21 protein-coding genes, 3 tRNA genes and 1 pseudogene are annotated in these 20,989 nt (G+C 59.7%); 13 read left to right on the top strand and 12 right to left on the bottom strand.

All coding sequences use genetic code 11. From position 1 onward, the window contains the following. The first annotated feature begins 87 nt into the window (after positions 1 to 87). The 13 genes from F6X62_RS06775 (at position 88) to F6X62_RS06835 (ending at position 7,924) form a co-directional block, all read left to right on the top strand. Complete coding sequence (locus tag F6X62_RS06775) at positions 88 to 585, top strand: PaaI family thioesterase (protein WP_063544342.1); 498 nt, start codon at positions 88 to 90, stop codon at positions 583 to 585. A 299-nt stretch (positions 586 to 884) separates the two neighbouring features. Beyond that, entirely contained in the window at positions 885 to 1,274 is a 390-nt protein-coding gene (locus F6X62_RS06780) for a DUF4398 domain-containing protein (protein ID WP_063544344.1), read from the top strand. A gap of 11 nt (positions 1,275 to 1,285) precedes the next feature. After that, on the top strand, positions 1,286 to 2,059 hold the full coding sequence (locus F6X62_RS06785) for an OmpA family protein (RefSeq protein ID WP_153773036.1): 774 nt from the start codon (positions 1,286 to 1,288) through the stop codon (positions 2,057 to 2,059). Positions 2,060 to 2,171: 112 nt separating this feature from the next. Next, positions 2,172 to 2,867, top strand: coding sequence for a glutathione S-transferase N-terminal domain-containing protein (locus tag F6X62_RS06790; RefSeq protein WP_153773037.1), 696 nt, complete (start codon positions 2,172 to 2,174; stop codon positions 2,865 to 2,867). A gap of 145 nt (positions 2,868 to 3,012) precedes the next feature. Continuing rightward, positions 3,013 to 3,411 (top strand): DUF488 domain-containing protein, encoded by a 399-nt coding sequence (locus F6X62_RS06795; protein ID WP_063544348.1) that lies wholly within the window; start codon positions 3,013 to 3,015, stop codon positions 3,409 to 3,411. A 7-nt stretch (positions 3,412 to 3,418) separates the two neighbouring features. Further along, the gene (locus F6X62_RS06800; RefSeq protein WP_153773038.1) at positions 3,419 to 3,877 is read left to right on the top strand and encodes an N-acetyltransferase; all 459 of its coding nucleotides are present in this window, start codon (positions 3,419 to 3,421) and stop codon (positions 3,875 to 3,877) included. Positions 3,878 to 4,020: 143 nt separating this feature from the next. After that, entirely contained in the window at positions 4,021 to 4,410 is a 390-nt protein-coding gene (locus tag F6X62_RS06805; protein ID WP_054892717.1) for a helix-turn-helix domain-containing protein, read from the top strand. Positions 4,411 to 4,473: 63 nt separating this feature from the next. Then, positions 4,474 to 5,112 carry a UvrY/SirA/GacA family response regulator transcription factor gene (gene uvrY, locus F6X62_RS06810; RefSeq protein WP_153773039.1) on the top strand — a complete coding sequence of 213 codons (639 nt, stop codon included), beginning with the start codon at positions 4,474 to 4,476 and terminating at the stop codon, positions 5,110 to 5,112. A gap of 6 nt (positions 5,113 to 5,118) precedes the next feature. Next, entirely contained in the window at positions 5,119 to 6,942 is a 1,824-nt protein-coding gene (gene uvrC / locus F6X62_RS06815; protein WP_054892719.1) for an excinuclease ABC subunit UvrC, read from the top strand. A 33-nt stretch (positions 6,943 to 6,975) separates the two neighbouring features. Next, entirely contained in the window at positions 6,976 to 7,536 is a 561-nt protein-coding gene (gene pgsA / locus F6X62_RS06820) for a CDP-diacylglycerol--glycerol-3-phosphate 3-phosphatidyltransferase (RefSeq protein WP_054892720.1), read from the top strand. A gap of 64 nt (positions 7,537 to 7,600) precedes the next feature. Beyond that, positions 7,601 to 7,676 (top strand) — tRNA-Gly (locus F6X62_RS06825). 92 nt (positions 7,677 to 7,768) lie between these two features. Further along, positions 7,769 to 7,844, top strand: a tRNA-Glu gene (locus F6X62_RS06830). A 4-nt stretch (positions 7,845 to 7,848) separates the two neighbouring features. After that, positions 7,849 to 7,924 (top strand) — tRNA-Gly (locus F6X62_RS06835). A 290-nt stretch (positions 7,925 to 8,214) separates the two neighbouring features. Here F6X62_RS06835 and F6X62_RS06840 read toward each other — a convergent pair. The 12 genes and pseudogenes from F6X62_RS06840 to tssK all read right to left on the bottom strand — a co-directional run bounded on the left by F6X62_RS06840 (position 8,215) and on the right by tssK (position 20,948). Next, positions 8,215 to 8,901 carry a DsbA family protein gene (locus tag F6X62_RS06840; protein ID WP_153773040.1) on the bottom strand — a complete coding sequence of 229 codons (687 nt, stop codon included), beginning with the start codon at positions 8,899 to 8,901 and terminating at the stop codon, positions 8,215 to 8,217. After that, positions 8,886 to 9,140 carry a hypothetical protein gene (locus F6X62_RS25600; protein ID WP_153773041.1) on the bottom strand — a complete coding sequence of 85 codons (255 nt, stop codon included), beginning with the start codon at positions 9,138 to 9,140 and terminating at the stop codon, positions 8,886 to 8,888. Before F6X62_RS25600 ends, F6X62_RS06840 begins: the two co-directional genes overlap by 16 nt. A gap of 9 nt (positions 9,141 to 9,149) precedes the next feature. Next, positions 9,150 to 9,451: pseudogene (locus F6X62_RS25605) on the bottom strand (conjugative transfer ATPase); the annotation flags it as partial. A gap of 272 nt (positions 9,452 to 9,723) precedes the next feature. Then, complete coding sequence (locus tag F6X62_RS06850) at positions 9,724 to 10,209, bottom strand: autoinducer binding domain-containing protein (RefSeq protein ID WP_153773042.1); 486 nt, start codon at positions 10,207 to 10,209, stop codon at positions 9,724 to 9,726. 608 nt (positions 10,210 to 10,817) lie between these two features. Continuing rightward, a complete protein-coding gene (locus F6X62_RS06855; protein ID WP_153773043.1) occupies positions 10,818 to 11,075 on the bottom strand; it encodes a PAAR domain-containing protein in 258 nt (85 codons plus the stop codon). Next, entirely contained in the window at positions 11,072 to 11,965 is an 894-nt protein-coding gene (locus tag F6X62_RS06860) for a hypothetical protein (RefSeq protein WP_153773044.1), read from the bottom strand. The genes F6X62_RS06855 and F6X62_RS06860 overlap by 4 nt, the downstream gene beginning before the upstream one ends. Before the next feature lies 1 nt (position 11,966). Continuing rightward, a complete protein-coding gene (locus F6X62_RS06865) occupies positions 11,967 to 14,957 on the bottom strand; it encodes a T6SS effector BTH_I2691 family protein (RefSeq protein ID WP_153773045.1) in 2,991 nt (996 codons plus the stop codon). Further along, on the bottom strand, positions 14,950 to 15,873 hold the full coding sequence (locus tag F6X62_RS06870) for a DUF4123 domain-containing protein (protein WP_232233456.1): 924 nt from the start codon (positions 15,871 to 15,873) through the stop codon (positions 14,950 to 14,952). The genes F6X62_RS06865 and F6X62_RS06870 overlap by 8 nt, the downstream gene beginning before the upstream one ends. Beyond that, positions 15,870 to 18,038 (bottom strand): type VI secretion system Vgr family protein, encoded by a 2,169-nt coding sequence (locus tag F6X62_RS06875; protein WP_153773046.1) that lies wholly within the window; start codon positions 18,036 to 18,038, stop codon positions 15,870 to 15,872. Before F6X62_RS06875 ends, F6X62_RS06870 begins: the two co-directional genes overlap by 4 nt. 74 nt (positions 18,039 to 18,112) lie before the next feature. Continuing rightward, complete coding sequence (locus F6X62_RS06880; protein WP_153773047.1) at positions 18,113 to 18,628, bottom strand: Hcp family type VI secretion system effector; 516 nt, start codon at positions 18,626 to 18,628, stop codon at positions 18,113 to 18,115. Positions 18,629 to 18,760: 132 nt separating this feature from the next. Beyond that, positions 18,761 to 19,609, bottom strand: a complete 849-nt coding sequence (icmH, locus tag F6X62_RS06885; RefSeq protein WP_153773048.1) for a type IVB secretion system protein IcmH/DotU — start codon at positions 19,607 to 19,609, stop codon at positions 18,761 to 18,763. A gap of 1 nt (position 19,610) precedes the next feature. Continuing rightward, entirely contained in the window at positions 19,611 to 20,948 is a 1,338-nt protein-coding gene (gene tssK / locus F6X62_RS06890; protein ID WP_153773049.1) for a type VI secretion system baseplate subunit TssK, read from the bottom strand. Positions 20,949 to 20,989 lie beyond the last annotated feature (41 nt).

The following is a 20,989-nucleotide window of genomic DNA, read 5'->3' on the forward strand; positions in this document are numbered from 1 at the left end:
GTTGCCGCTGCAGGTGAGTGCACAAGGAAGGGGGGAGCGCTACCATCTTTCCGCCATCCTTCCCATTCCAACAAGCACAGGAAGCGTATGAACGAGAAAGCACTCTCCCTCCAGCAACTGGCGGCGCCCGAAGGCTCCTGCTATGGCTGCGGTTGTTCCCATCCCAGTGGCCTGCATATCCAGAGCCACTGGGACAGCGACGGCGTGCACCTGCTGTGCCGGCACTCACCTGACAGCGGCTTCATCGGCTGGCCCGGATTGGTCTACGGTGGCCTGCTGGCGATGCTGGTGGACTGCCATTCCAACTGGACCGCAATGGCCTACCACTACCGGGCCGAAGGGCGCGAGCCGGGCAGCTTGCCGCGTATTGACTGTGTCACCGGCACCCTCAGCCTGACCTACCTCAAACCTACGCCCATGGGTGTCGAGTTGCTGCTCAAGGCCAGGGTTGAAGGTGAGGTCGGGCGCAAGAGCCGGGTCATCTGCGAGGTCTGGGCCGGGGACGTGCTGACCGTCCGCGCCGATTCGGTGTTCGTGCGTGTCGACACCGAAAAGCTCAAGCGGCAGGCGCACGAGCGTAGCTGAACCCTAGGGGCGGGTAGCCATCGGCTACCCGATGCAGCTTGCGGGTTGTCGAAAATTACCCGTGGTTGGTTCGGATAGTTCCTATGTGGCGTTCAATATCTGCGGAATAGTCTTGCAAGGCTTTTCCAAGAGACCGTCAAAGATGTTCTACGTTTCTCACTGATTGCTCCCCTCTCGTGGCGGCTGAACCAGCCCGCACCGCGAACATCGACCGTACCCTCTGGACCTTTCGACCATCACCGCGCGAACACGGCGGGAGCCCTGTGTTCGTGTGTCGTCAACTCACGAGGAGTTGTTCAATGCCTGCCCGATTCAATATCAATTTCCTGCCTGCTGCCGGCCTGCTCCTGGCGCTGGGTGGCTGCGCCAGTTCGCTCATGCCCAGCGAGCAGATCGAGCTGACCCGTAGCGCGGTCAACCGGGCGGTCTCTGCCGACGCCACGCAGTACGCGCCGGCGGAGATGCGTGCCGCCCAGGACAAACTCAACGCCATGGAGCGCGCACTGGGTGAGAAGGATGCCGCTCAGGTGAAGATACTCGCCGAGCAGGCCGAGGCTGATGCCCGTTTGGCCGAGCGCAAGGCTGCTGCTCGCAAGACCCAGGCGCAGCTTGACACTGCGCGCCAAGGCATCGAGGTGCTCAAGCAGGAATTGCTCGACGCCCCCCAAGCCATCGCTACCCCCCGCTGAGGAGAACCATCATGTCGAAATTCCATCTGCTGCCGGGTGTATCGGTTGTTGCTCTGATGCTGGCCGGTTGTGGCACCACCCCGGAAAACCCTGGGTTGCTCGAAGCGCGGGAGGCATATTCGGTGCTCCAGGCAAAGCCTGAGTCGAGTCGTGTTGCTGCGCTGGAAACCCGTGAGGCCTTCAGCGCTCTGGGACGAGCCGAGCAAGCTTCGCTCAAGGACCGCAAGAGCGCCGAGGTGACTCAGCTCGCCTATCTGGCCAACCGCAGGATCGAAACTGCCGAGCAGACCATCTTGCTGCGTCAGGCCGAAACTGGCCTGCAGGGCATCGAAGCTCAGCGCACCCTGGCGCGTCTGGATGTGCGGACCGCACAGCTCAAGGCGTTGCAGAGCCTCAATGCCAAACCCAGCGACCGTGGCACGGTCATCACCTTCGGCGATGTTCTGTTCGACACCGGGCGTGCCGAACTGCGTGGCGGCAGCTATCGTAACATTCAGCAACTCGCGCACTACCTGCAGCAAAATCCAGAGCGCAAGGTGTTGATCGAAGGCTTCACCGACTCGACTGGCAGCGATGCCCTCAACCAGCGACTGTCCGAGCAGCGCGCGGCGGCGGTGGCCAATGCCCTGCGTCGCCAAGGCGTGGCCGGCGATCGTATGGTCACTGCCGGCTACGGCAAGGAGTATCCGGTGGCAGGCAATAACGATGCACAGTCGCGCCAGCTCAACCGGCGCGTCGAAGTGGTCATCTCCAACGACGCCCAGCCTGTCCTGCCACGCTATTGATCCAGCGACAAGTGGCGCACCCGTGTGGGCGTCACTTTCGATCTCTGGAAGGCCATGGTCAAACCTTGACGTTGGTTCTAGAGTGATGATCCCTTCGCATTCGGAATCGACCATGACCGATCTGTCCGCTTTTCCCATCACACAGAAGTGGCCGGCGCAGCACCCCGAGCGCCTGCAACTCTACTCGCTGGCCACACCCAATGGCGTCAAGGTCTCGATCATGCTCGAAGAGATCGGCCTGCCCTATGAGGTACACAAGGTCAGCTTCGAGACCAACGATCAGCTGACGCCCGAGTTCATCTCGCTCAGCGTCAACAACAAGATCCCTGCGATTCTCGATCCCGACGGTCCCGGCGGGCAGGCATTGCCGCTGTTCGAGTCAGGGGCGATCCTCCAGTACCTGGCGGAGAAGACTGGCCAGTTGCTCAGCCAGGACCCCGCGCAGCGCTATCAGACCTTGCAGTGGCTGATGTTCCAGATGGGCGGCATCGGGCCAATGTTTGGCCAGGTGGGGTTCTTCCATTTCTTCGCTGGCAAGGATTACGAGGACAAGCGTCCGCGTGATCGCTACGTCAACGAATCCAAGCGTCTGCTCGGTGTGCTCGATCGTCACCTGAAGGGCCGTGAGTGGATGGTCGATGAGTACAGCATCGCCGACATCGCCATTTTCCCCTGGGTGCGCAATCTGGTGGATCGCTACGACGCCCGTGATCTGGTGGGCTTTGAGACGTTCAAGGAAGTGCAGCGAGTGCTGGCGAAATTCCTGGAACGTCCTGCGGTGCAGCGTGGGCTGAAAATTCCGGGCTGACTTGATCGAGGCCGCCCGCGCGGCCTCTTTTTTTACCCCGGGCGAGGGTTGCGCAGCGGCTGTCTGGTGTTGATCGAATGGCTGTCGCGTGACCTTGGTCAATGTAAGTCGTAGGCTGAGGGTGAAAATAGCGCCGGAAAATTCGATGATCTGTTGCAAGCGCGTGTATCAATCGGTTTCGCCTGAGGACGGACAGCGCGTGCTGGTCGATCGCTTGTGGCCACGCAATATGCGCAAGGATGCCTTGCACGGCCAGTGGTTGCGCGACGTTGCACCGTCGGATGCGCTGCGCAGGGCGTTTCATGCCGGGGATATGGACTTTGCCGGTTTTTCCGAGCACTACCGTGCCGAACTGGCGGCCCATCCTGAGCATTGGTATCCGCTGTTGGATCTGGCGGCCAAGGGGACCCTGACCCTGTTGTTCGCAGGCAAGGATACTGCGCACAACAATGCCCGGGTGCTCGCCGACTGGCTGGAAGAAGAGCTCGAGCGAAGGGGGCCGGGCAGTTCACCGGTGTGTTATGCCCAGGAGCCAGGCGGATAGAGATGCAATGACTCAACTATCACTTGAACTCGTTCCGGCTACCGCAGGCTGTCGTACCTTCGCCCGCGACCTGACGCGGCGCGCCATGCTCCCGTACTACCGCGAGTTCGACCTGTTGTGGATCGAAGAGGCATTTGACGAAGCTTGGAGCTGGCGCGAGCAGTGGCTGGTGAAGGGCGGAGAGCAAGTGCTGGGTTTCTGCAGCCTCAGTCAGGACCGCCAGGCCTTGTTTATCCGCGAACTGCACCTGCTGCCCGAGTACCGCGGGCACGGCGTTGGATCCTGGGTGCTGGGGCAGTTGGCCGGATGGGCAGCGCAACGTCGTTTGCCGTTACTGCGCCTGATGGTGTTCCGCAGTAACCCGGCCAGGCGACTCTACGCACGGTCGGGCTTTGTCGAAATAGGGGAGGACGACTGTTTCGTTCGTATGCAGCGCAATGTCATGGTCACGGGCGTGAGGTCTTGATGTCGGTACAGGTTTAGACAAGTGCCGTAATAGTAGCTTGTATTGGTTGGATCCAATGTGCATAGTGCCAACTGGATTCGTGGCTATTCGCCTGGGGGCCGGACGCGCCCAGGGCTATCTGATCGAGAGAGGAAGGGAGTCGAATGAAAGGATTCGGTCTGCGTTTGAGGGAAGAGCGCGAGCGGTTGGGATTGACCCAGCGAGTGTTCGGCGACATCGGGGGTGTCGAGCCAAACGCCCAAGGCAAGTACGAAAGTGGGGAGCGCACGCCCCGCATCGATTATCTGGCGGCGCTCGCCGCAAAGGGCGTCGATGCTGCGTACGTACTCAGCGGCCTGCGCACGCCGGCGCCATTGGAATGCCTCAGTGGCGATGAGAGCCGCGTGCTGGGTATGTTGCGACGGCTGACTTCAGCCGATCGGGCGGCGATCTGGCACCTGCTCGGGCGTTTGGCGGCAGATAACGAAAGCTACGAAAAGACTCGCCTGCGAAGGGCAGACCGCCAGGCATATGCCAATGACGCTTTGCGCTAGGTTCGTGATGAAATTTTTTGTTAAGGTGGCCGGATCCAATCGCCCCCATGACGAGGTGTCTGCTTGATTAGGGTACATGTGGTCGATGATCACGATCTGGTGCGTACCGGTATCACGCGCATGCTGGCCGATATCGATGGGCTGCAAGTGGTCGGCGAGGCGGATTCGGGCGAAGCCGCCCTCAAGCTTGCCCGTGAGCTGAAACCCGACGTAGTCCTCATGGACGTCAAGATGCCCGGAATCGGTGGCCTGGAAGCCACGCGCAAATTGCTTCGCAGTCACCCGGATATCAAAGTTGTGGCCGTCACCGTGTGCGAGGAAGACCCGTTCCCCACGCGCTTGCTGCAGGCAGGCGCCGCAGGATACCTGACCAAGGGCGCGGGCCTCGACGAAATGGTCCAGGCTATCCGTCTGGCCTTCGCGGGGCAGCGCTACATCAGCCCGCAGATCGCCCAGCAGCTGGCGCTCAAATCGTTCCAGCCCCAGGGGTCACCGTTCGATGCGCTGTCTGAGCGGGAAATCCAGATTGCTCTGATGATTGTCGGCTGCCAGAAAGTGCAGATCATCTCAGACAAGTTGTGTCTGTCCCCCAAGACCGTCAATACTTACCGTTATCGGATCTTCGAAAAACTCTCGGTCACCAGCGACGTCGAACTGACATTGCTGGCCGTTCGCCACGGTATGGTTGACGCAAGCCTGTAATCCCCCATGTCCCAACTCTTTGATGCCAGCGCGTTCCTGGCGACCTGCAGCGGTCGCCCAGGCGTGTACCGGATGTTCGATGCCGAGTCCCGGCTGCTTTACGTAGGCAAGGCCAAGAACCTCAAGAAGCGTCTGGCCAGCTACTTCCGCAAGACTGGCCTGGCGCCGAAAACGGCCGCCCTGGTGGGGCGCATCGCTCAGGTCGAAACCACCATTACCGCGAACGAGACCGAGGCGCTGCTGCTCGAGCAGACGCTGATCAAGGAGTGGCGTCCGCCCTACAACATTTTGTTGCGGGACGACAAATCCTACCCTTACGTCTTTCTTTCCGACGGCGATTTCCCACGCCTGGGCATACATCGTGGCGCGAAAAAAGCCAAGGGCCGCTACTTCGGCCCTTATCCCAGCGCCGGGGCGATCCGTGAAAGCCTGAGCCTGCTGCAGAAAGCTTTCTCGGTGCGTCAGTGCGAGGACAGTTATTACGCCAACCGCACCCGGCCGTGCCTGCAATACCAGATCAAGCGCTGCAAGGGACCGTGCGTCGGCCTGGTCACGCCCGAGGAGTATGCCGAAGACGTACGGCACTCGGTGATGTTCCTCGAGGGGCGTAGCCAGCAGCTGGGCAATGAGCTCAACGCCGAGATGGAGCAGGCCGCCATGGCGCTGAATTTCGAGAAGGCCGCCGAGCTGCGCGACCAGATCGCCTTGTTGCGTCGCGTCCAGGACCAGCAGTACATGGAGGGCGGCTCCGGTGACGTCGATGTCATCGCCGCCTTCGTCAACCCGGGCGGGGCCTGTGTGCACCTGATCAGCGTCCGCAGCGGGCGCGTGCTGGGGAGCAAGAACTTCTTCCCGCAGGTGGGTATCGAGGAGGAGGTGTCCGAAGTGATGGCGGCCTTCCTTTCCCAGTACTACCTGGGCAACGCCGAGCGAGAACTGCCAGGAGAGCTGATCGTCAATGTGGTCCACGAGGACTTCCAGGCGATCACTGAAGCGGTACAGACCTTGCGCAGTCGCGACCTGGCCATCAGTCACCGAGTCCGAGGGACTCGGGCACGCTGGCAGCAACTGGCCGTGACCAACGCCGAGCAGGCGCTCAACGCTCGTCTGGCCAACCGCCAGCACATGGCCGCACGTTTCGAGGCCTTGGCTCAGGTGCTCAACCTGCCGGAGGTGCCTCAGCGCCTGGAGTGCTACGACATCAGTCACTCCAGCGGCGAGGCTACGGTGGCCTCGTGCGTGGTGTTCGGCCCTGAAGGCCCGCTCAAGTCCGACTACCGCCGTTTCAATATCGAAGGGGTCACCGCCGGTGATGATTATGCTGCCATGCACCAGGCCCTGACTCGCCGTTTCGGGCGGATCAAGGACGGCGAGGGCAAGTTGCCCGATGTGCTGTTGGTCGACGGCGGCAAGGGACAGCTGAACATGGCCCGTGAAGTCATGCAGGAGCTGGCACTGAGTGACCTTACCTTGCTCGGGGTGGCCAAGGGGGTGACCCGCAAGGCCGGTTTCGAGACGTTGTATCTCAACGATGTGGCCCACGAATTCACCCTCAAGGGCGATTCACCGGCACTGCACCTGATTCAACAGATTCGTGATGAGGCGCACCGTTTTGCCATCACTGGCCACCGCGCACGTCGCGGCAAGGCTCGCCGTACGTCCAGCCTCGAAGACGTTGCAGGGGTCGGGCCGAAGCGCCGTCGAGACCTGCTGAAACATTTCGGCGGCCTGCAGGAGCTCAACCGCGCCAGTGTCGACGAGATTGCCAAGGCACCCGGCATCAGTAAAAAGCTTGCCGAGTCGATTTATGCGAGCCTGCATAGCGAGTAGAATGCCGGGTTCAACTCGCAGCCAGTCGTACCGATGAATATTCCAAATCTGCTCACCGTTCTACGCGTCCTGCTCATCCCGATCTTCATTCTGCTGTTCTACGTGCCTTATCACTGGAGTTACGTAGCCGCCAGCAGCGTGTTCGCCATCGCCGCCGCAACTGACTGGCTCGACGGCTATCTGGCCCGTCGTCTTCAGCAGAGCACGCCGTTCGGGGCGTTTCTGGATCCTGTCGCCGACAAACTGATGGTTGCCGTGGCGCTGGTACTGTTGGTGCAGGTGCACGCCAACTTCTGGCTGACGCTGCCCGCAGCGGTGATCATCGGGCGTGAAATCGTGGTATCGGCTCTGCGCGAGTGGATGGCCGAGCTGGGGGCGAGGGCGCATGTGGCGGTGTCGAACCTGGGCAAGTGGAAGACCGCCGCGCAGATGCTGGCGCTGGTCATTCTGCTGGGCAATCCGCCGGTGCTGACCTTCTGGGTCGCACTCGGTTACGGGCTGTTGCTGGTGGCCGCAGGCCTGACTTTGGTGTCGATGGTGCATTACCTGCTGGCGGCCTGGCCGCACCTGCGCGAAGGCTCCGAGCAGAAGTAAAACTTTTTTTGAATCAAGGGGTTGACCTTCCCTGGCAGTTCGCTAGAATGGCACCCATCACGACGCGGGAATAGCTCAGTTGGTAGAGCACGACCTTGCCAAGGTCGGGGTCGCGAGTTCGAGTCTCGTTTCCCGCTCCAATTTTCACGGTGCTGCCTGAGGCAGGGCTGGGAAATAAATCCAGTGCAAGCCGCAAGGCTTTATAGCTGGTGCGCTGAAAAGCGCTGGGTATGTCCCCTTCGTCTAGTGGCCTAGGACACCGCCCTTTCACGGCGGTAACAGGGGTTCGAGTCCCCTAGGGGACGCCATTTAGCGGGAATAGCTCAGTTGGTAGAGCACGACCTTGCCAAGGTCGGGGTCGCGAGTTCGAGTCTCGTTTCCCGCTCCAAATATCGATCTACAGAGTTCCATGGAAGTCTGTAGGTCCTTGAAAAAAGACGCTTCGGCGTCTTTTTTCGTTTCAGTCAAAGCCACTCCGATCCATGGGCATCCGGACTTATTGAGTCCAGAAATTAGTCCATAAAATCCGGGCTTGCGCCGTCGCTGTTTGTCGATCTACACCATCAAGCGCCACTATCTGCTCGACATGCTTGCCAGAATCGAGCGGGGACGCGGCTATACCGTGCCTTGCTCAAGGCGCCCGAGCTGGAGAAGAGCCCGGCTTCGTCCCTCGATGAGTTACCTGGGCATTTCGCTGACTGTGTTAGCAGGCATTTCGGTGTTTGGGCTTTCGGGCGGGACCAGCAGGTCGATTGCCGAAAGCAGGGCATCGGGCTCGACGGTACCGCGCAAGGTCAGGATCCGCTGGCTGTGATTGTCGATCAGGCGCAGGGCAGGGGTGACATTCAATCCGTAGCGCTGCGCATCCCTTTTGTGCGCTTGCACCACCTGAGTTACTTCCTGACCGTCCAGACAGGCCTGCAGGGCGGCGGAGTGCTTGGGGTACTTCGTGCCGCTGGGCAGGCCAAGGCCATTGCCCTGGGTGTGCAGGAACACCCACACCACCGCGCCCCAGAACGCTTCGCGCCCCTCCAGTTGACCTACGCACTCGGCCAGCGCGGCCTCGTGGCTGGCGGCAGGCTCGTGCTGGGGGAGTGGCAGATGATGCCAGGCCAGGTTGACGTGATCGTTGGTCACGACCCAGCGCTGCAACTGGGGCAGGTACACCTGGCAATGGGGGCATTCCAGGTCGGCGTAGAGCGCCACGGTAAAGCGGGCCTCGGGATTGCCGTAGATCCAGGGTGGGCCGTCGGGCTTGTCGGTCATCTGCGCGTGAAACGGCTGCCACAGCAGTACCACAAGGACGATCAGGGCACACCAGCCCAGTGCCCATTGGGTGTTGGTCTTGCTCATCCGTTTGAGCATGGTGCCTCTCCTGGCAGGTCGAAGTGCAGAGGTTCGGTGCCGCGGGCCTGGTCGATCTGCTGGGTCATGCGTATAGCCGCGTCCAGCTCACAGAGCCCGTGTTGCTGCATCAAGGTATGACGTGTGGCTTTTTCCTTGGGTTCCGTAGTTGCAAGGGCGAGATAAAGGCAGGGTGAAGAGGTGCGCAACAGCAGCTCCATCGACTTACGCAGCGCATTGCGAACGTCTCCGGTCAGCACGCTGCGCTACTCGACTGAACAGCTATGAGCGGCATCGAGGATGCACTGTCGAATCAGACTGCGGTCGGTTCGGCTTCAGTTCGCCGAGAGATTTGCGCTGCTTGCCGCCCTCGGCCAGTCCAACCAAGCTATCGGCGTCGAGGGTCTGCACTTGACCACGGGTGGGCGACCATTCGTCGGGCGTCGGCGAAGAGGCCAGGGAGGCGCCGGCACCTGCTGACAGTTTGACCCGTTCATGCTCAAGCCCAGACGCCAGTGAAGTCGCCGAACAGGCCGAACGAGTTGCCTGCTTCGACGATGAACAGCCGGGGGATCGATCGCGGTGAGGCCAGGCACCTTATTACGGCGCTTGAAACAGAGAACGCAGCGTTGCTCGGAGAGGCCGCCGCCGGAGCGTTGGGTAAAGAGCTTACAACGAGTTTCTTGCGTTCCTGAGCTGCTCGGCACGTTGATGAGGATTGCACATAGCAATAGGGCTTCGTGTTCACCCCTCATCTCAAGTCCAGGTGACGAGCGTCGTTGCCCGCCTTGGGAGACGTTGTGGTTTCCTGTCGCCGTTACCTTGCTTGTGTATGCGCTGTCTTCAAACGCACCCGCGATTAGGCTTGAGCGCTGCATCACTTTGCGATGCCGTGCGGTGGAGGAATTCAGCCAGCCACAGCGCTGTTGCTGCGTTCTGATAATGCTCTGCAGTAGACACGCTGACGTGAGGCCGCAATAGCGCCAGGCAGCTGTGGGCAGCGCCTTCATGCAAAGGCTGTAGCCAGCCGTGACGAAGACCGAGACGCTGGGCCTGGGCCCACAGCGAGGGCGCTGTAGCGAAGGCCTTGGGCTCCCATATCAACGGGATGTTTGAGCCCTGCAGGTGATGGGGTCGCAAATCCAGCGCGGCCTGAATAATCGCTTCCGAGCCCGATAACAAATTGCCTGCGGTGGCCGCATGCGTGCAGCTTGCAAAGCTGAAACTGTAGTAGCGGAACCCCAGTTGGCCAACGAGCGCGGGCAGCGCTTCGAGTAGCGTCGGGAGGTGGCCCAGGCGTTGCCAGTCCTCCGCTGTTCGGTCGAGCATCGAACCTCCTTGTAGGATTGCTCCTGATTGGCGCTACTGCGGGCAGTGGGTGGAACCGCAGCCCAAATTCCTAGGGTATCGCTCAACTATAGTGTGGAAACATGCGCTGCGAAGTAAACATAACGTTTACTTCCGTTTTTCGGTTTTTCCTGATTTCTTTTTTGACGGCTCGGCATTGGGGCGTCTCGGTGCCTCGCAAGCGGTAGACCTTTGGTGCATAAAACAGCGGCGCGTCTTCGTTGGTCTCCCAGTCTTGTTTGCTTGAGCGCATGGATGAATGTCCGCAGAAGCCGAGTCCTCTGACACTAGGCTCTGTATGAAAAGCCTTGAGACGAAGGTCAGGCAAGGCGAAAACAGCCGAGGAACGGCCGGGGTCGCGCTCGACTTCGCGGGCTGTAAATGAGCATTCCGACCGGGCTGGCGCACCAGGCTGTTTTCAACGCAGCATCACCGAGTATCAAGGTTTTTCATACAGAGCCTAGCCTGTGAAAACTCCCCACGAGTGGGTGCGGATGCCTCGAGCATCGGCGACACGGCGCGGGTGTGGCATACAATCCGGTGGGCAGGCGAAATGCAGGGCCGATTGGCCTGATATCCGCTCCCTAAAGCTAGTCAACAAGCCAACTTGAATCCCCCTCGACCAGAGTCCCACCGTGACTGGTAGTGTCTCCTTCCCTGGCTGCTGGTTGGCCCTCGATGAGCGTGCAGTTTGCGCCGCTTTCGATCACAGCCCCGCAACTGATCCGGTCGCCTACGCGTGCGACGGCTCTGCCATCCACGAATGTTGCGCTTGCGCCGGTTTCTACCGTCCCTGCGCCATGAAGTGGGCAGTCATGAGCGTGGCCGACGAGGACGATGGGTTTCATTTGCGCTTCCTTTTGTATGGCTGCGCAGGTGCTTCCTCGAACGCCTCTGGCGGTGGCGGCGCAGCCCGGACGTTGAACAGCCGGCAGACGCCATACCAGCAGATGGCGACTGTAAGGTTGTAGGGGAACAGCACGGCCCAGAATGGCAGTTGCCAGTTTTTCTTGCCTTGGAGTTCACCGGGCTCCCCGGTTCGCCAGGGGGCGTAATGACGCCAGGCTTCTGCCGGGGTCAGGCAGATGGCGTGCAGTGGCCGGTGCCACCAGTTAGGTTCACCAGGTGGTGGTAGTTTATCTGGGCCGTGGTCCATGAAATGGCGCAGGTATTCCCAGACTTCAGCGACGTACCTGATGTCGGGGTCGGTGGGTTCATTGCTGTCGACCCACAGACAGTCCTTCTGGTGGAGGCTGCCGTCTGCTCGGCGGGGAGCGAAGGCGAGTGCATAGCTGGTGGTGAAGGATGAGCCGCCGGATTCGGTGCGTTTGAAAAGGCCACCGCCAGTGTTGTGCCACTCAAAGACTAATGTCTTGCTCAAGCGTTTGTAATAGATTTTTTGGGTGGAGCGATTAAAACAAAAGCTTGATAAGCCTTTGATGAACCATATTCTGTAAATAAGGAATGGAAAGAAGATAAAAGGCGCAAGTATCATTCCGATTAAGAGTAAGGGGTCGCGAGAAAGGTTGGTCCACGTGCCGCCGGAAAGTAAGAATGGGTAAAATCCGATTATTAAGCTGGCTGTGATTGCGCAATACAGCTTTCCCATAAATACTGAGTCGGAAACCCAAGGATTTATTAGGCATAATGTAGTTTTTGATGTGCGTGATACCTGTCCTTTAATGGCGGGTTTGTAGTTGGAGTCTGAAGATGGATCGAACACCCAGAAAGTTGACATGTTATCGCTCGAGTTGAAAAATTGAAGTGGTCGTGGTGTCTTCTTCTAATCCTTGATTACTGCTGTAGGATAGGGATAGTGAGACTTGGTTACGGTGTGGGAGTGTCTTTTTGATATGCAAGATTAAGCCGGCTTTTGTGATATAGCTGGTAGGGGAGATTGGATATACGTCAACTCCCTTGTCGTCTCGAAGAATGCTTAAGCTTCCCGACCACTCGCTGACTCCTATCGCAAAGCCAGGGAGTAATACTGCGAACTCAGCGACTGGCTGAGGTGTTACTACTGAGTTGCTAGTGATGGCTGTCCAGTTTGGTGGTGCCCAATTGTTGTCCTGATGCCACTTGGTGTCTATGCCGGTTAGACCAAGTGAAAGAGCTTGCTCTGCCGAAATTAGCTTTGGTTCATAATGCTCAACATGCCAGGCTCTGATTTCTGCTTGCAATGAGGGGAATTCTGGAAGCTTTTTCTCATTGTCCAAAATTATATTAGGATGAGCTTCGCCATCGTTTATACGATTGCCAAAAACGCTGCGTGCTACCCAAAGCTCAATCGGGCGATGAAGGCGTTCGTGTGCCTTGGCATGAAAATACATGCCTCCAGCAATGATCGCTGCGCCTGCGAGCACCAATGCAGCTGCGGCCCATCCGGCGAAAGGAATTATCGACGTAGCCCCTGCCACTGCTAGCCCGGCCTCCAGCACGACGACTGAGCCAATAGCCATGCTTACTCCGCCGGCTAGCGTATATCGGGCTGCAGTTAAATCGCCGTTATCGGACTGACGTTCCGCTTTAACTAAATCAGAAAACAGTCCAAACGCTATTGCAGGGTATCCCGCTAGTCGCGCGAAAAGATTACTTCCCAAGAATTTCACAAGGCCGTTGCCAAATGCCATCCCCGGCGCTGTCGGACTCAATCTCAGCATCACGGCCTTCTGCGTCGCCCGGACGCTAACCAACGTCGCCGCAGCCGCGCCGATCACACCAAATATTGACGATGCAAACCCCAGTGTGTACTCCGGGGCAGAACTCTTCTGCAGGCTGTTATAAGCTGTTTTCAGTGAAATCACGTTGAACCACAGCATCCCTGCGTTCAACGCTCCGCCACTACCCGACGTAAGCAACCCAATAAAGTTGGGTTTCATATGCGCAGTGGTGGTCAACTCGATCGCTACCGTGCGGCTGCCCGAGATGCGCAGTTGCTTCATCTCTTCAACCTGGGCCATGCCCTTGTTCAAGTACTGTTCTACGGCTTGGCTGAACGGGTTATCCCGAATGGCCTGATCGGTGATCTGGTAGCGCGCCGCCAACAATCCCAATACCTTCTCGGCATTGGCTTCACGCGCTGCCGCCAGCACTTGCTGGCGCAGACCATGGCTGGTGTCCCAGCGGGTAGTGCCACGCAGCCGCTTGAGCACCACGGTGCTGACCGACTGTGCGGTGAGTTCGGTGATGCCGGCGCTTGCCGGGAAGCGGTCGGCCAATCCTTCGATTACGTTGTCGGCGGCGCCCAACAGGCCGCCGACCGCATCGGCTTTGTCCTTGAACGGGTTGAACGGTGCCAGGGCGGTGTACAGCGGGCTGTCGTGCTGATCGAGCCACTGCTCCAGGCGCCTGAACCGTGGGTCCTGATCTTCGCTCCCGGGGGTTGGCTGGCTCATGGGCAGAATCAGCAACGCCAGGATGATTTCCAGCCCGCGGGCGGAAGTGCGATCGTCGCGGTCATAGCAGGCCAGGGCGGCAGCCAGGCTATAAGGGTCATCGATGTGCTCGGCCTCTGCAGTGGCCAGCCAGGTGTCGTGATCATGGCTGGCTTGCAGTGCCAGGTCACGCAGGTGCGCCATGCGCTGATCAAGCGCATCGCGCTCGTCGAGGAACCGCAGGTATTTTTCAGTATCGATGCGCAGGCCCAGGCGTGCCCCGTTGGCGGAGTAATCTTCGTGGGTGAGGGCCAGGTAGCGTGCCGCGGCGGGTGAGTGGGCAGGGTTGTCGCGGGTTGGCTTCAACCTAAAACCGACCAACTGCGGCGAAGGCGCATCTGCCGGGTACAGGCTCTCCAACGTCTTGTTCAGCAGCATGGCCACCAAGTTGCGATGGTGAAAGTCGCGGCTCTGAGGGCTCACTTGCTCCACGTCCAGCTTGAAGCAGGACGGTAACCGCTGTTGCTCTGGGCTTTGCGCGGGTTGTGTGTGTTCCAGTTGCTCGGCAGGCATCAGGTCGCGCAATTGGTGCTGGTACGCCGAAACCGACAGGCTCAGGTCCAGGGCCATGCCTTCGGCGTCAGCGAGTGCCACCACCACCGGTACTTTTGGCTGCGACCACGGATAATGCCGAGCCGCTGCGCTGAGCGTGCCGACCGGCAAGGTATCGGCGACTGGGTGGCTGCTCCAGGTCAGGGGCATGCGCCGATTGGCCTGTTTGAAGTCTTCGACCCAGTTCTGCAATGCGCTGAGGGGCAATATATGGGGCTGGGAGGAGGGGGCCTGATTGCCGGCCACCAGCTCGGCCATGTCCAGCAGGCGCATGTGCCGTTTACGCAGGGCGGGCGAAGCGCTGATGCGGGCGGTGGTAGCGTTGGTCCACAAGTGGGGGCTGTAACCGATCCACACTTCCCTGGCTGACTCCTGGCAGGTATCTGCCCAAACCCAAGCCATGGTTTTGCCGGAACGATAGCGGTTGCGGCGGTGGTATTTCTCTAATCCCTGGTAGCCCAACTCTTTGTAATTCCCTTCTCCGTCGTATTCATGAATGACAAGCTTTTCGCCCAGAGAGCCTTTCATGAACACGTAGACGTATCCTGGGCGCAGGGCCCGCAGCGTATAGGCGCAATGCCGTAGCGGGGGCAGGCCCTGCTCCAGCTTGAAGCCTGCATCGGTATACAGGTAGGCAGGAGTGTCGGCGGCACGGGGCACGATCGCGTAGCGCACCGGCAGGATTGGAACGCGCGGGCTGCAGGCGGGGCCGGCAGTGGCACTGCTAACCGAAGCGTCAGTCATGAAGGGGCTCCTTGCTGTCAATCAGCGCTTGCAGTTGCCGAAGGCGCCCTTGGGGCGATTCTTCGAGGTTGGTGTAGATCTCCCCGGCCTGGTCATCGCTGATGATGGACATGTGTTTGGCCGTCATCCGGATGAACTGGCCGGCAACGTCCTCGTCACGAAAATTGAGCGCTTTGAGTTGCGGGAGCAGGGTTTCTATCCAGCGGCGGATTTCGGGCAAGGTACGGGTCGTGTAGGTCGGCATGGCCAATACCTCGTGTGCCAATGAGAGGACGAAGTGCTCGTGCAGGCCTGCCTGCAGCCGCTCCAGTTCATGTGCGCCAAGGGTCAATGCCGGGTCGGATATCGAGCGTGCAGCCGTCGGTCGGCGTTCGAGCGCCTGCCACTGGTGGGCGGGGCCCCAGTTGGTTCGCCATGCCAGCCGAGAGATGGGCCCCAGCCAGAGCTCGCGGTTGCGTTCATCCAGCGCACCCAGCCAGGCTGAGAGATGATCGGGTTTGAGATGAAACAGGGCGGCGCCCTGGTCCGGGAGCGTGACTTGCACAAGGCTGGTGAGGTGGCCAATCAGCACTTCGAGGTCAACTTCAGCGTCCAGCGCGATGGCACCGCCGATGGGCATCCAGGTCTCCATGGCATAGGTGCGGAGCTCAGGTGCTTTTGAGGTGTTTACCAGCAGAGGGCCGAAATCGTGCTGGTTATCTAGCGCGCTGCGCTTCCATGGCCATGCGTGCGGGGTATTTCGGCTGATGTTATGGATGAGGTCGAGTACCGAAGGGGCATAGGCGGGCATCCATTCGCCTTCCTGGGGAATGGGGCGATACGCCCAGTCTTCGAGTGTACTGGTCATGAGCAGCAAAAATTGGCAGTCGCAGGCGACATTGCCGTTGCCGTGTGGCTGCAGAAGCGCGGTGCTCATTGGCTTGGCCTTTTGATGCAGCGGCAATCGGGCAAGGGGCACGTGCCATCTGCGCGGCGTCCGCATAGGCGCTCGAGCGGTTTGCCGCTGACGAAGTCGCTGGCGATGGAGAAGGGATTTGTGTTGCCGCCTGGCGATTTGATTAGTTGTCCGTTGATATGGATGGTCGAGCCGTCCAGGGTGATGCCTGTCTCGTCAATTCGGAAGGAGCCACCAGGCCCTTGAATGAGCACAGTTTCCGTTGAACGCAGATCGTAGCGACGGGTGCGTCTGCGAATTTCAAGACTGGCCTCCAGCTCGGCGTGCCCTTCAACTTGCTGCTCCAGGTTGCCGCCGATGCGGGTGTGATGATTGGCAGTGATCTGTTGGTGGCAATGATTGCCGATGGTTTCAACACGGTCCTTGGCAACGGTGATTGTCTGGTTACGACCGACTTTCAGAAAAGCGTCATTGCCAATTGTGGCTCGCTCGTCGTTACCGACGGTCTTGTCGCGATGGTTGCCGATCAGGATGGACTCGTCGTTTTCGACCTGCTCCTTGCGGTCGTTGCCAATCTGTGTCGTCTCATCGTGCTTGACCACATTGTTCTGATCCCTCTCGGCATGAATGAACACCTCCTGCCGCCCCAACTCATCCTCGAAGCGCAGCTCGTTGAAACCATCCCCCTTGTGGGTCTGGCTCTTGATAGTCATGCGGGTCTTGTTGTCGGGCAGGTCGTACGGTGGCAGTTGATCGCCACAGTAAGTGCGCCCGGTAATCATGGGTTGGTCGGGGTCACCGTTGACGTACTGGATGATCACATCCTGACCGATCCGCGGAATGGCCATCGAGCCCCAACTACCACCGGCCCATCCCTGAGAGACGCGTACCCAGCAGGAGCTGAACTCGTTGTTCTCGCTCTCGCGATCCCAAGGGAAACTGACCTTGACCCGCCCCCACTCATCGCAATAGATCTCTTCGCCTTTCGGCCCGACCACGGTAGCCATATGCGGGCCGTCGATCCGCGGCTTTGCCAGAGGGGCAGGGCGCCATTCGGTGCGGCCGGGGATCAGCACGGCGGTCTGCTCGTACCGTGTGGTTTGATCGATACTGGTGGCCTCTTCCTGCAGGCTGGTGAGCTGGGTGCCTTCGTGAATGACCGTATTCACTCGCCAGTGCGCATTGAGGTCGGCTCGTGGGTGTCCGGTCAGCGTGAAGCTCAAGCCCGGTTGCAGGCGTACGTCATCACCTTCGACTTGCGCCAGTCGGACATCGTGACGCAGGGCCGTGATGCGGTTTTCAGTGAACGGTTTACCTACGACATCGCGCTTGTAGCGGCCTGGATAGTCGAAGTACTCGTACTCGCTGGACTGATGCTCCAGGAAGGGGCCAGAGGCGCGGTGTTCCTGGCGGTAGGCCGGGTTGGTGAAGGTGTGGTCGCGTTGCACCTGGCGTGCCGTGCGCACCTGTTCGCTGTAGTTCAAGCGGCGCAGACAGGGAATTGGCTGGTCGCCACCGCTGCTGGATTGATAGAGGACGGTGTTGGGATCTACCGGCTCATCGTCTTCGTAGAAACCTTCGTCTTCATCCTCGGCCTTGATGGCGCCATGACTGATCAACCCCAGCGATTGCAACCGATCAGTGATGATCAGCTTGTGCAGCTTTTCACTGTGGGCGAAGCGATAGACGAAGCCTTCTTCAGCAGCAAGGCGAGCGATGAACGCGAGGTCTGTCTCGCCGGCCTGAACACAGAATTCACGGACCTGGTGGTCCATGCTGCTGCGCAGTTCGTACTGGGCGATGCCCTGACGCTTGAGCATCAGTTCAAGAATTTGCGGCACGGTCTTTTGTTGGAAGATACGCCAGTTCGAACGCAAGTCGGCGCGGGCCAGTTGTGGCTCGACCAGCGCGTGATAGTAAGTGCGGTAGAAGCCGCTTTCAGCTTGGCTGAAACGGCTGACCAGGCCGTGCACGTAGCGCACGGGACGTTCGCCATTCCAGATGGTGAACAGCACCGGCTTGTCGAGCAACTGGCCGAAGTCAATGTCGTTTTCGTAGCTGATCAGCTGAAGTTCGAGCGTGAACGGCTGGCTGATACCTTCCTTGAGTGTGAACGAAACCACTTCGAATTCTGCTTTGCCCACGAGTGGCTGGAAGCTGTAACGCAAGTCAGATTGGCTAGGCATAGAAAATCCTTGTCCGCCGTCTGAATGAACGCAAAGCCCGGACAGGCATCACCTGCCCGGAGCATTCGCATGGATCAGGCGGCAGGCGCACGCCAGTCATCAGAGCCTTCGGTATTGGCCACATCGTGTGACCAGGTGATTTTCCGGTAGGCCAGCGCAACCTCGATCAGCTGCGTATAGTTTTCGTTCTCCTTGTCCTGGGCGTGCGGGAGCTCCGTGTTGATACTGACGATGGTCGCGTCTTCGAGTTTGGTGGTGAAGAAGTGCTCCTGTTTGCCCTCCACCGAGGTGCGATACCAGTTGATCTCAACGGTGGTCAGCATCTCACCGGTGGCCAGCGCCTGATACATCAGCGGCGTGGCCTTGTTCAGCGCGCTGGTGAAAATCAGCGGCTTGTGTACTCGTTGCCCGCTGGGTTGGCCGCTCTGGGGATCGGTAGGCGTGGTTACCTCGTGCTTGATTTCCTGCACCAGAATTTCATCTTCATGGCCTTGCTGGAAAACGTTGCCGACTGAATCAGCGGTGAATGCGCCAGCGGTGATGTTGCCTTGGGTTTTACCAATGATCTTGATGTAAGCGGGTGTTGGCATGGCAGTATCTCCTGCATCCATGTGGATAAAGCACGCGCACCTAGGTGGCGTGGCCATCGGGTACGATGGGCTTGTCAACGAGGCAGATGCCTCGCCAATTCGTTGAATTCCGTTGCCACGGGTGTCGGCGATCTACTGCTGCAAGATGCCGTTGAGCGACGCCAGCACCTCGGTGGTAATCAGGTGCAGGCGGTAGCTGTAGATGCCGTAGGCCACCGCCATGACTGCGGCGCAAATCACCAACGGGCTCCACCACGGCCATTGCCGGTTCATGCGGAAATTTCGCGGGGCGACGTTGGTGTAGGGATCACTGATCGATTCCGGTACGGGGCCGCGCAGCTCGCGGATGATTCCGTGAAGCTGGTGAATGAGCCCGTTGAGCGATTCTTCGCCTTTGGGCGCGACGGCGTACTTGCCTTTCAGGCCCAGGGACAGCGCGAAGTACATGAACTCCAGTGCGTCCTGATAACGCTTGGGTTCCTGCATAAGGCGCGAGAGCACGGTGAAGAACTTTTCCCCACCCCAGGTTTCGTCGTGGAAGATGCTGAGCAGGGGTTCCTGGCTCCAGCAGCTGGCTTTGCCCCAAGGCCGCTCCATGACCGCTTCATCGATGTAAAGGCACAGCCCGTAGGAGTACGCGAGCAACTGGCCATGCTCGTAGCCGTGCTGACGCATCTCTTCCCTGATGTTGTCGATCTGGTTGCGTACCTGTTGATGCACTTCCTTGATGTTGGGCAATGAATCCAGCGTGCGCAGGCGCATCACCAGGCCGAACAGGGGGGCGGCGGCGTCCAGCATCAAGTTTGAGAAGCCGCCCCGCAGTTGGAAGTCAGGGTCGGCGAGGTAGCCTTGAAAAGCAGGTTGTGCCTGCGCATGCGTGGCGGTGTCGGCGGAGGATTTTTTAGCTTCCTTACCTGCCGTGGCTATCGTATCGAAGAGGCCCCCGTTGCCATCCTGACTGTCGTGAATAGCATCCTTCATCTCATTCACTCCTGATTGCCCAGAACTGCAGTTCAAGCCCTGGAAACTCGCCGGCGACATGAATGCCGAAGCCACTGGACGTCTTCATGCCAGCCCAGGATGGGGCTCGACGGTCCAGTTCGAAGTAGGTGAACCCTGCGTGGAAGGGCAGGTCACGGGGCGCCACGGGCAGCGGCACCAGTGGAATACCCGGAAGTTGCAATGGCACAGCTTCGTTCAACGATTCCAGCGAGACGACTTTGGCCTTCTGCACGAACATCTGGCGCAACGTGTGCGGTGGCAGATTGGCGCGTACCGCCAGGATGAAGTCGGCCTGGTCGATCAGGCGTCGGTCTTCCAGGGTGGTCGTCATCACGCCGTACTCCAGCATTTGCAATGGCAACGAGACGGCTCGGGGTTGCAGCACCGTGCTCAGTGCCCGGCGCAGGGTGTCTTCCAGCGGTTTGAACGACGTGCGCAGCGCGGTGTGGTGATAGGTGGGGTACTCCTGTGGCAGCCGCGTCTCGTCGGTGAAGGTGACGAACTCGCCACAGGCCTGGCTCATGCACAGGTACAACTGCTCGGGATGGGTCTGGCCTTGCCTGGCCAGATGCTGGAAGCACGGCCACCAGCGGTTCATGGCCTGCAGCAGGTTGAAGTCGCGGATGTCGGCGATGCCCGACTGCCCAGAGGCACCGATGCGGGCGGCCAAGTTGCGTGCGCGTTCGCGCAGGGTGTTGGTGATCTCTTCAAGGAAGCGCTGCAGCGCCGGTACGGCGCGCACCGAAACGCTGGTGGGGTAGAACCCTTCGTCCAGTTGCAGGCTGCCATCGGGGCGCCGTTCCAGAATACGAGTAACGGCCAGGCGGGTGTAGGCGCTGCTGTCTTCGGCCTTGCGCTTGAGCTGCAGGTTGGGTACTGCCAGGTCGACCTGTACCAGGTCACCGTCTGCGCTGTGGGTGTCCTTGATTTCCTCGGCCTGGGCGCTGTAACGGAAGTTGGCGGCGTTGTCGGGCCAACTCACCTCCCGGCCGCCTTCGGTGCGCAGTGGCAGGCACAGGTAGATCTCGCTGTCTTTCGTCCCGTCGTCCTCGATCTCCAGTGGTGGAGGTGGCGGCAGGTCGGCGGGGATATCGAACACTGTGCCATCTGGCATGATGCCTCGCGCACGGGTGATGGCGATCTTGCCCAGGCTCAAGTACTCGTCGTTCAACTGCAGTTCGCTGAACCCATAGAACGCCGCATTGAGGCTGCCCAGGCGTTGGTGCAGGGCTGCTTCGCTGGCTCGGGCCGCCTGTTGAAAATGCTGCGGTTTGACGAACAGGCCTTCAGGCCAGAGGACGGGGTTGCGTGAACTCATGAGCGCTCCGTGTCAGCGTGAGTAGGTGAGGTAGTCTGGCG

This window comes from Pseudomonas sp. MNR3A (genome assembly GCF_009650575.1).
Lineage (GTDB): Bacteria > Pseudomonadota > Gammaproteobacteria > Pseudomonadales > Pseudomonadaceae > Aquipseudomonas > Aquipseudomonas machongensis.

Coding starts and splice junctions, on each gene's coding strand:
- F6X62_RS06790 (WP_153773037.1), top strand. CDS start 2,172: ATGACCGATCTGTCCGCTTTTCCCATCACACAGAAGTGGCCGGCGCAG.
- F6X62_RS06850 (WP_153773042.1), bottom strand. CDS start 10,209: ATGCTCGACCGAACAGCGGAGGACTGGCAACGCCTGGGCCACCTCCCG.
- tssK (WP_153773049.1), bottom strand. CDS start 20,948: ATGAGTTCACGCAACCCCGTCCTCTGGCCTGAAGGCCTGTTCGTCAAA.
- F6X62_RS06875 (WP_153773046.1), bottom strand. CDS start 18,038: ATGCCTAGCCAATCTGACTTGCGTTACAGCTTCCAGCCACTCGTGGGC.
- F6X62_RS06880 (WP_153773047.1), bottom strand. CDS start 18,628: ATGCCAACACCCGCTTACATCAAGATCATTGGTAAAACCCAAGGCAAC.
- icmH (WP_153773048.1), bottom strand. CDS start 19,609: ATGAAGGATGCTATTCACGACAGTCAGGATGGCAACGGGGGCCTCTTC.
- F6X62_RS06855 (WP_153773043.1), bottom strand. CDS start 11,075: ATGAAACCCATCGTCCTCGTCGGCCACGCTCATGACTGCCCACTTCAT.
- F6X62_RS06800 (WP_153773038.1), top strand. CDS start 3,419: ATGACTCAACTATCACTTGAACTCGTTCCGGCTACCGCAGGCTGTCGT.
- F6X62_RS06870 (WP_232233456.1), bottom strand. CDS start 15,873: ATGAGCACCGCGCTTCTGCAGCCACACGGCAACGGCAATGTCGCCTGC.
- F6X62_RS06775 (WP_063544342.1), top strand. CDS start 88: ATGAACGAGAAAGCACTCTCCCTCCAGCAACTGGCGGCGCCCGAAGGC.
- F6X62_RS06795 (WP_063544348.1), top strand. CDS start 3,013: ATGATCTGTTGCAAGCGCGTGTATCAATCGGTTTCGCCTGAGGACGGA.
- uvrC (WP_054892719.1), top strand. CDS start 5,119: ATGTCCCAACTCTTTGATGCCAGCGCGTTCCTGGCGACCTGCAGCGGT.
- pgsA (WP_054892720.1), top strand. CDS start 6,976: ATGAATATTCCAAATCTGCTCACCGTTCTACGCGTCCTGCTCATCCCG.
- F6X62_RS06805 (WP_054892717.1), top strand. CDS start 4,021: ATGAAAGGATTCGGTCTGCGTTTGAGGGAAGAGCGCGAGCGGTTGGGA.
- F6X62_RS06785 (WP_153773036.1), top strand. CDS start 1,286: ATGTCGAAATTCCATCTGCTGCCGGGTGTATCGGTTGTTGCTCTGATG.
- F6X62_RS06780 (WP_063544344.1), top strand. CDS start 885: ATGCCTGCCCGATTCAATATCAATTTCCTGCCTGCTGCCGGCCTGCTC.
- F6X62_RS06840 (WP_153773040.1), bottom strand. CDS start 8,901: ATGCTCAAACGGATGAGCAAGACCAACACCCAATGGGCACTGGGCTGG.
- F6X62_RS06860 (WP_153773044.1), bottom strand. CDS start 11,965: ATGTCAACTTTCTGGGTGTTCGATCCATCTTCAGACTCCAACTACAAA.
- F6X62_RS06865 (WP_153773045.1), bottom strand. CDS start 14,957: ATGACTGACGCTTCGGTTAGCAGTGCCACTGCCGGCCCCGCCTGCAGC.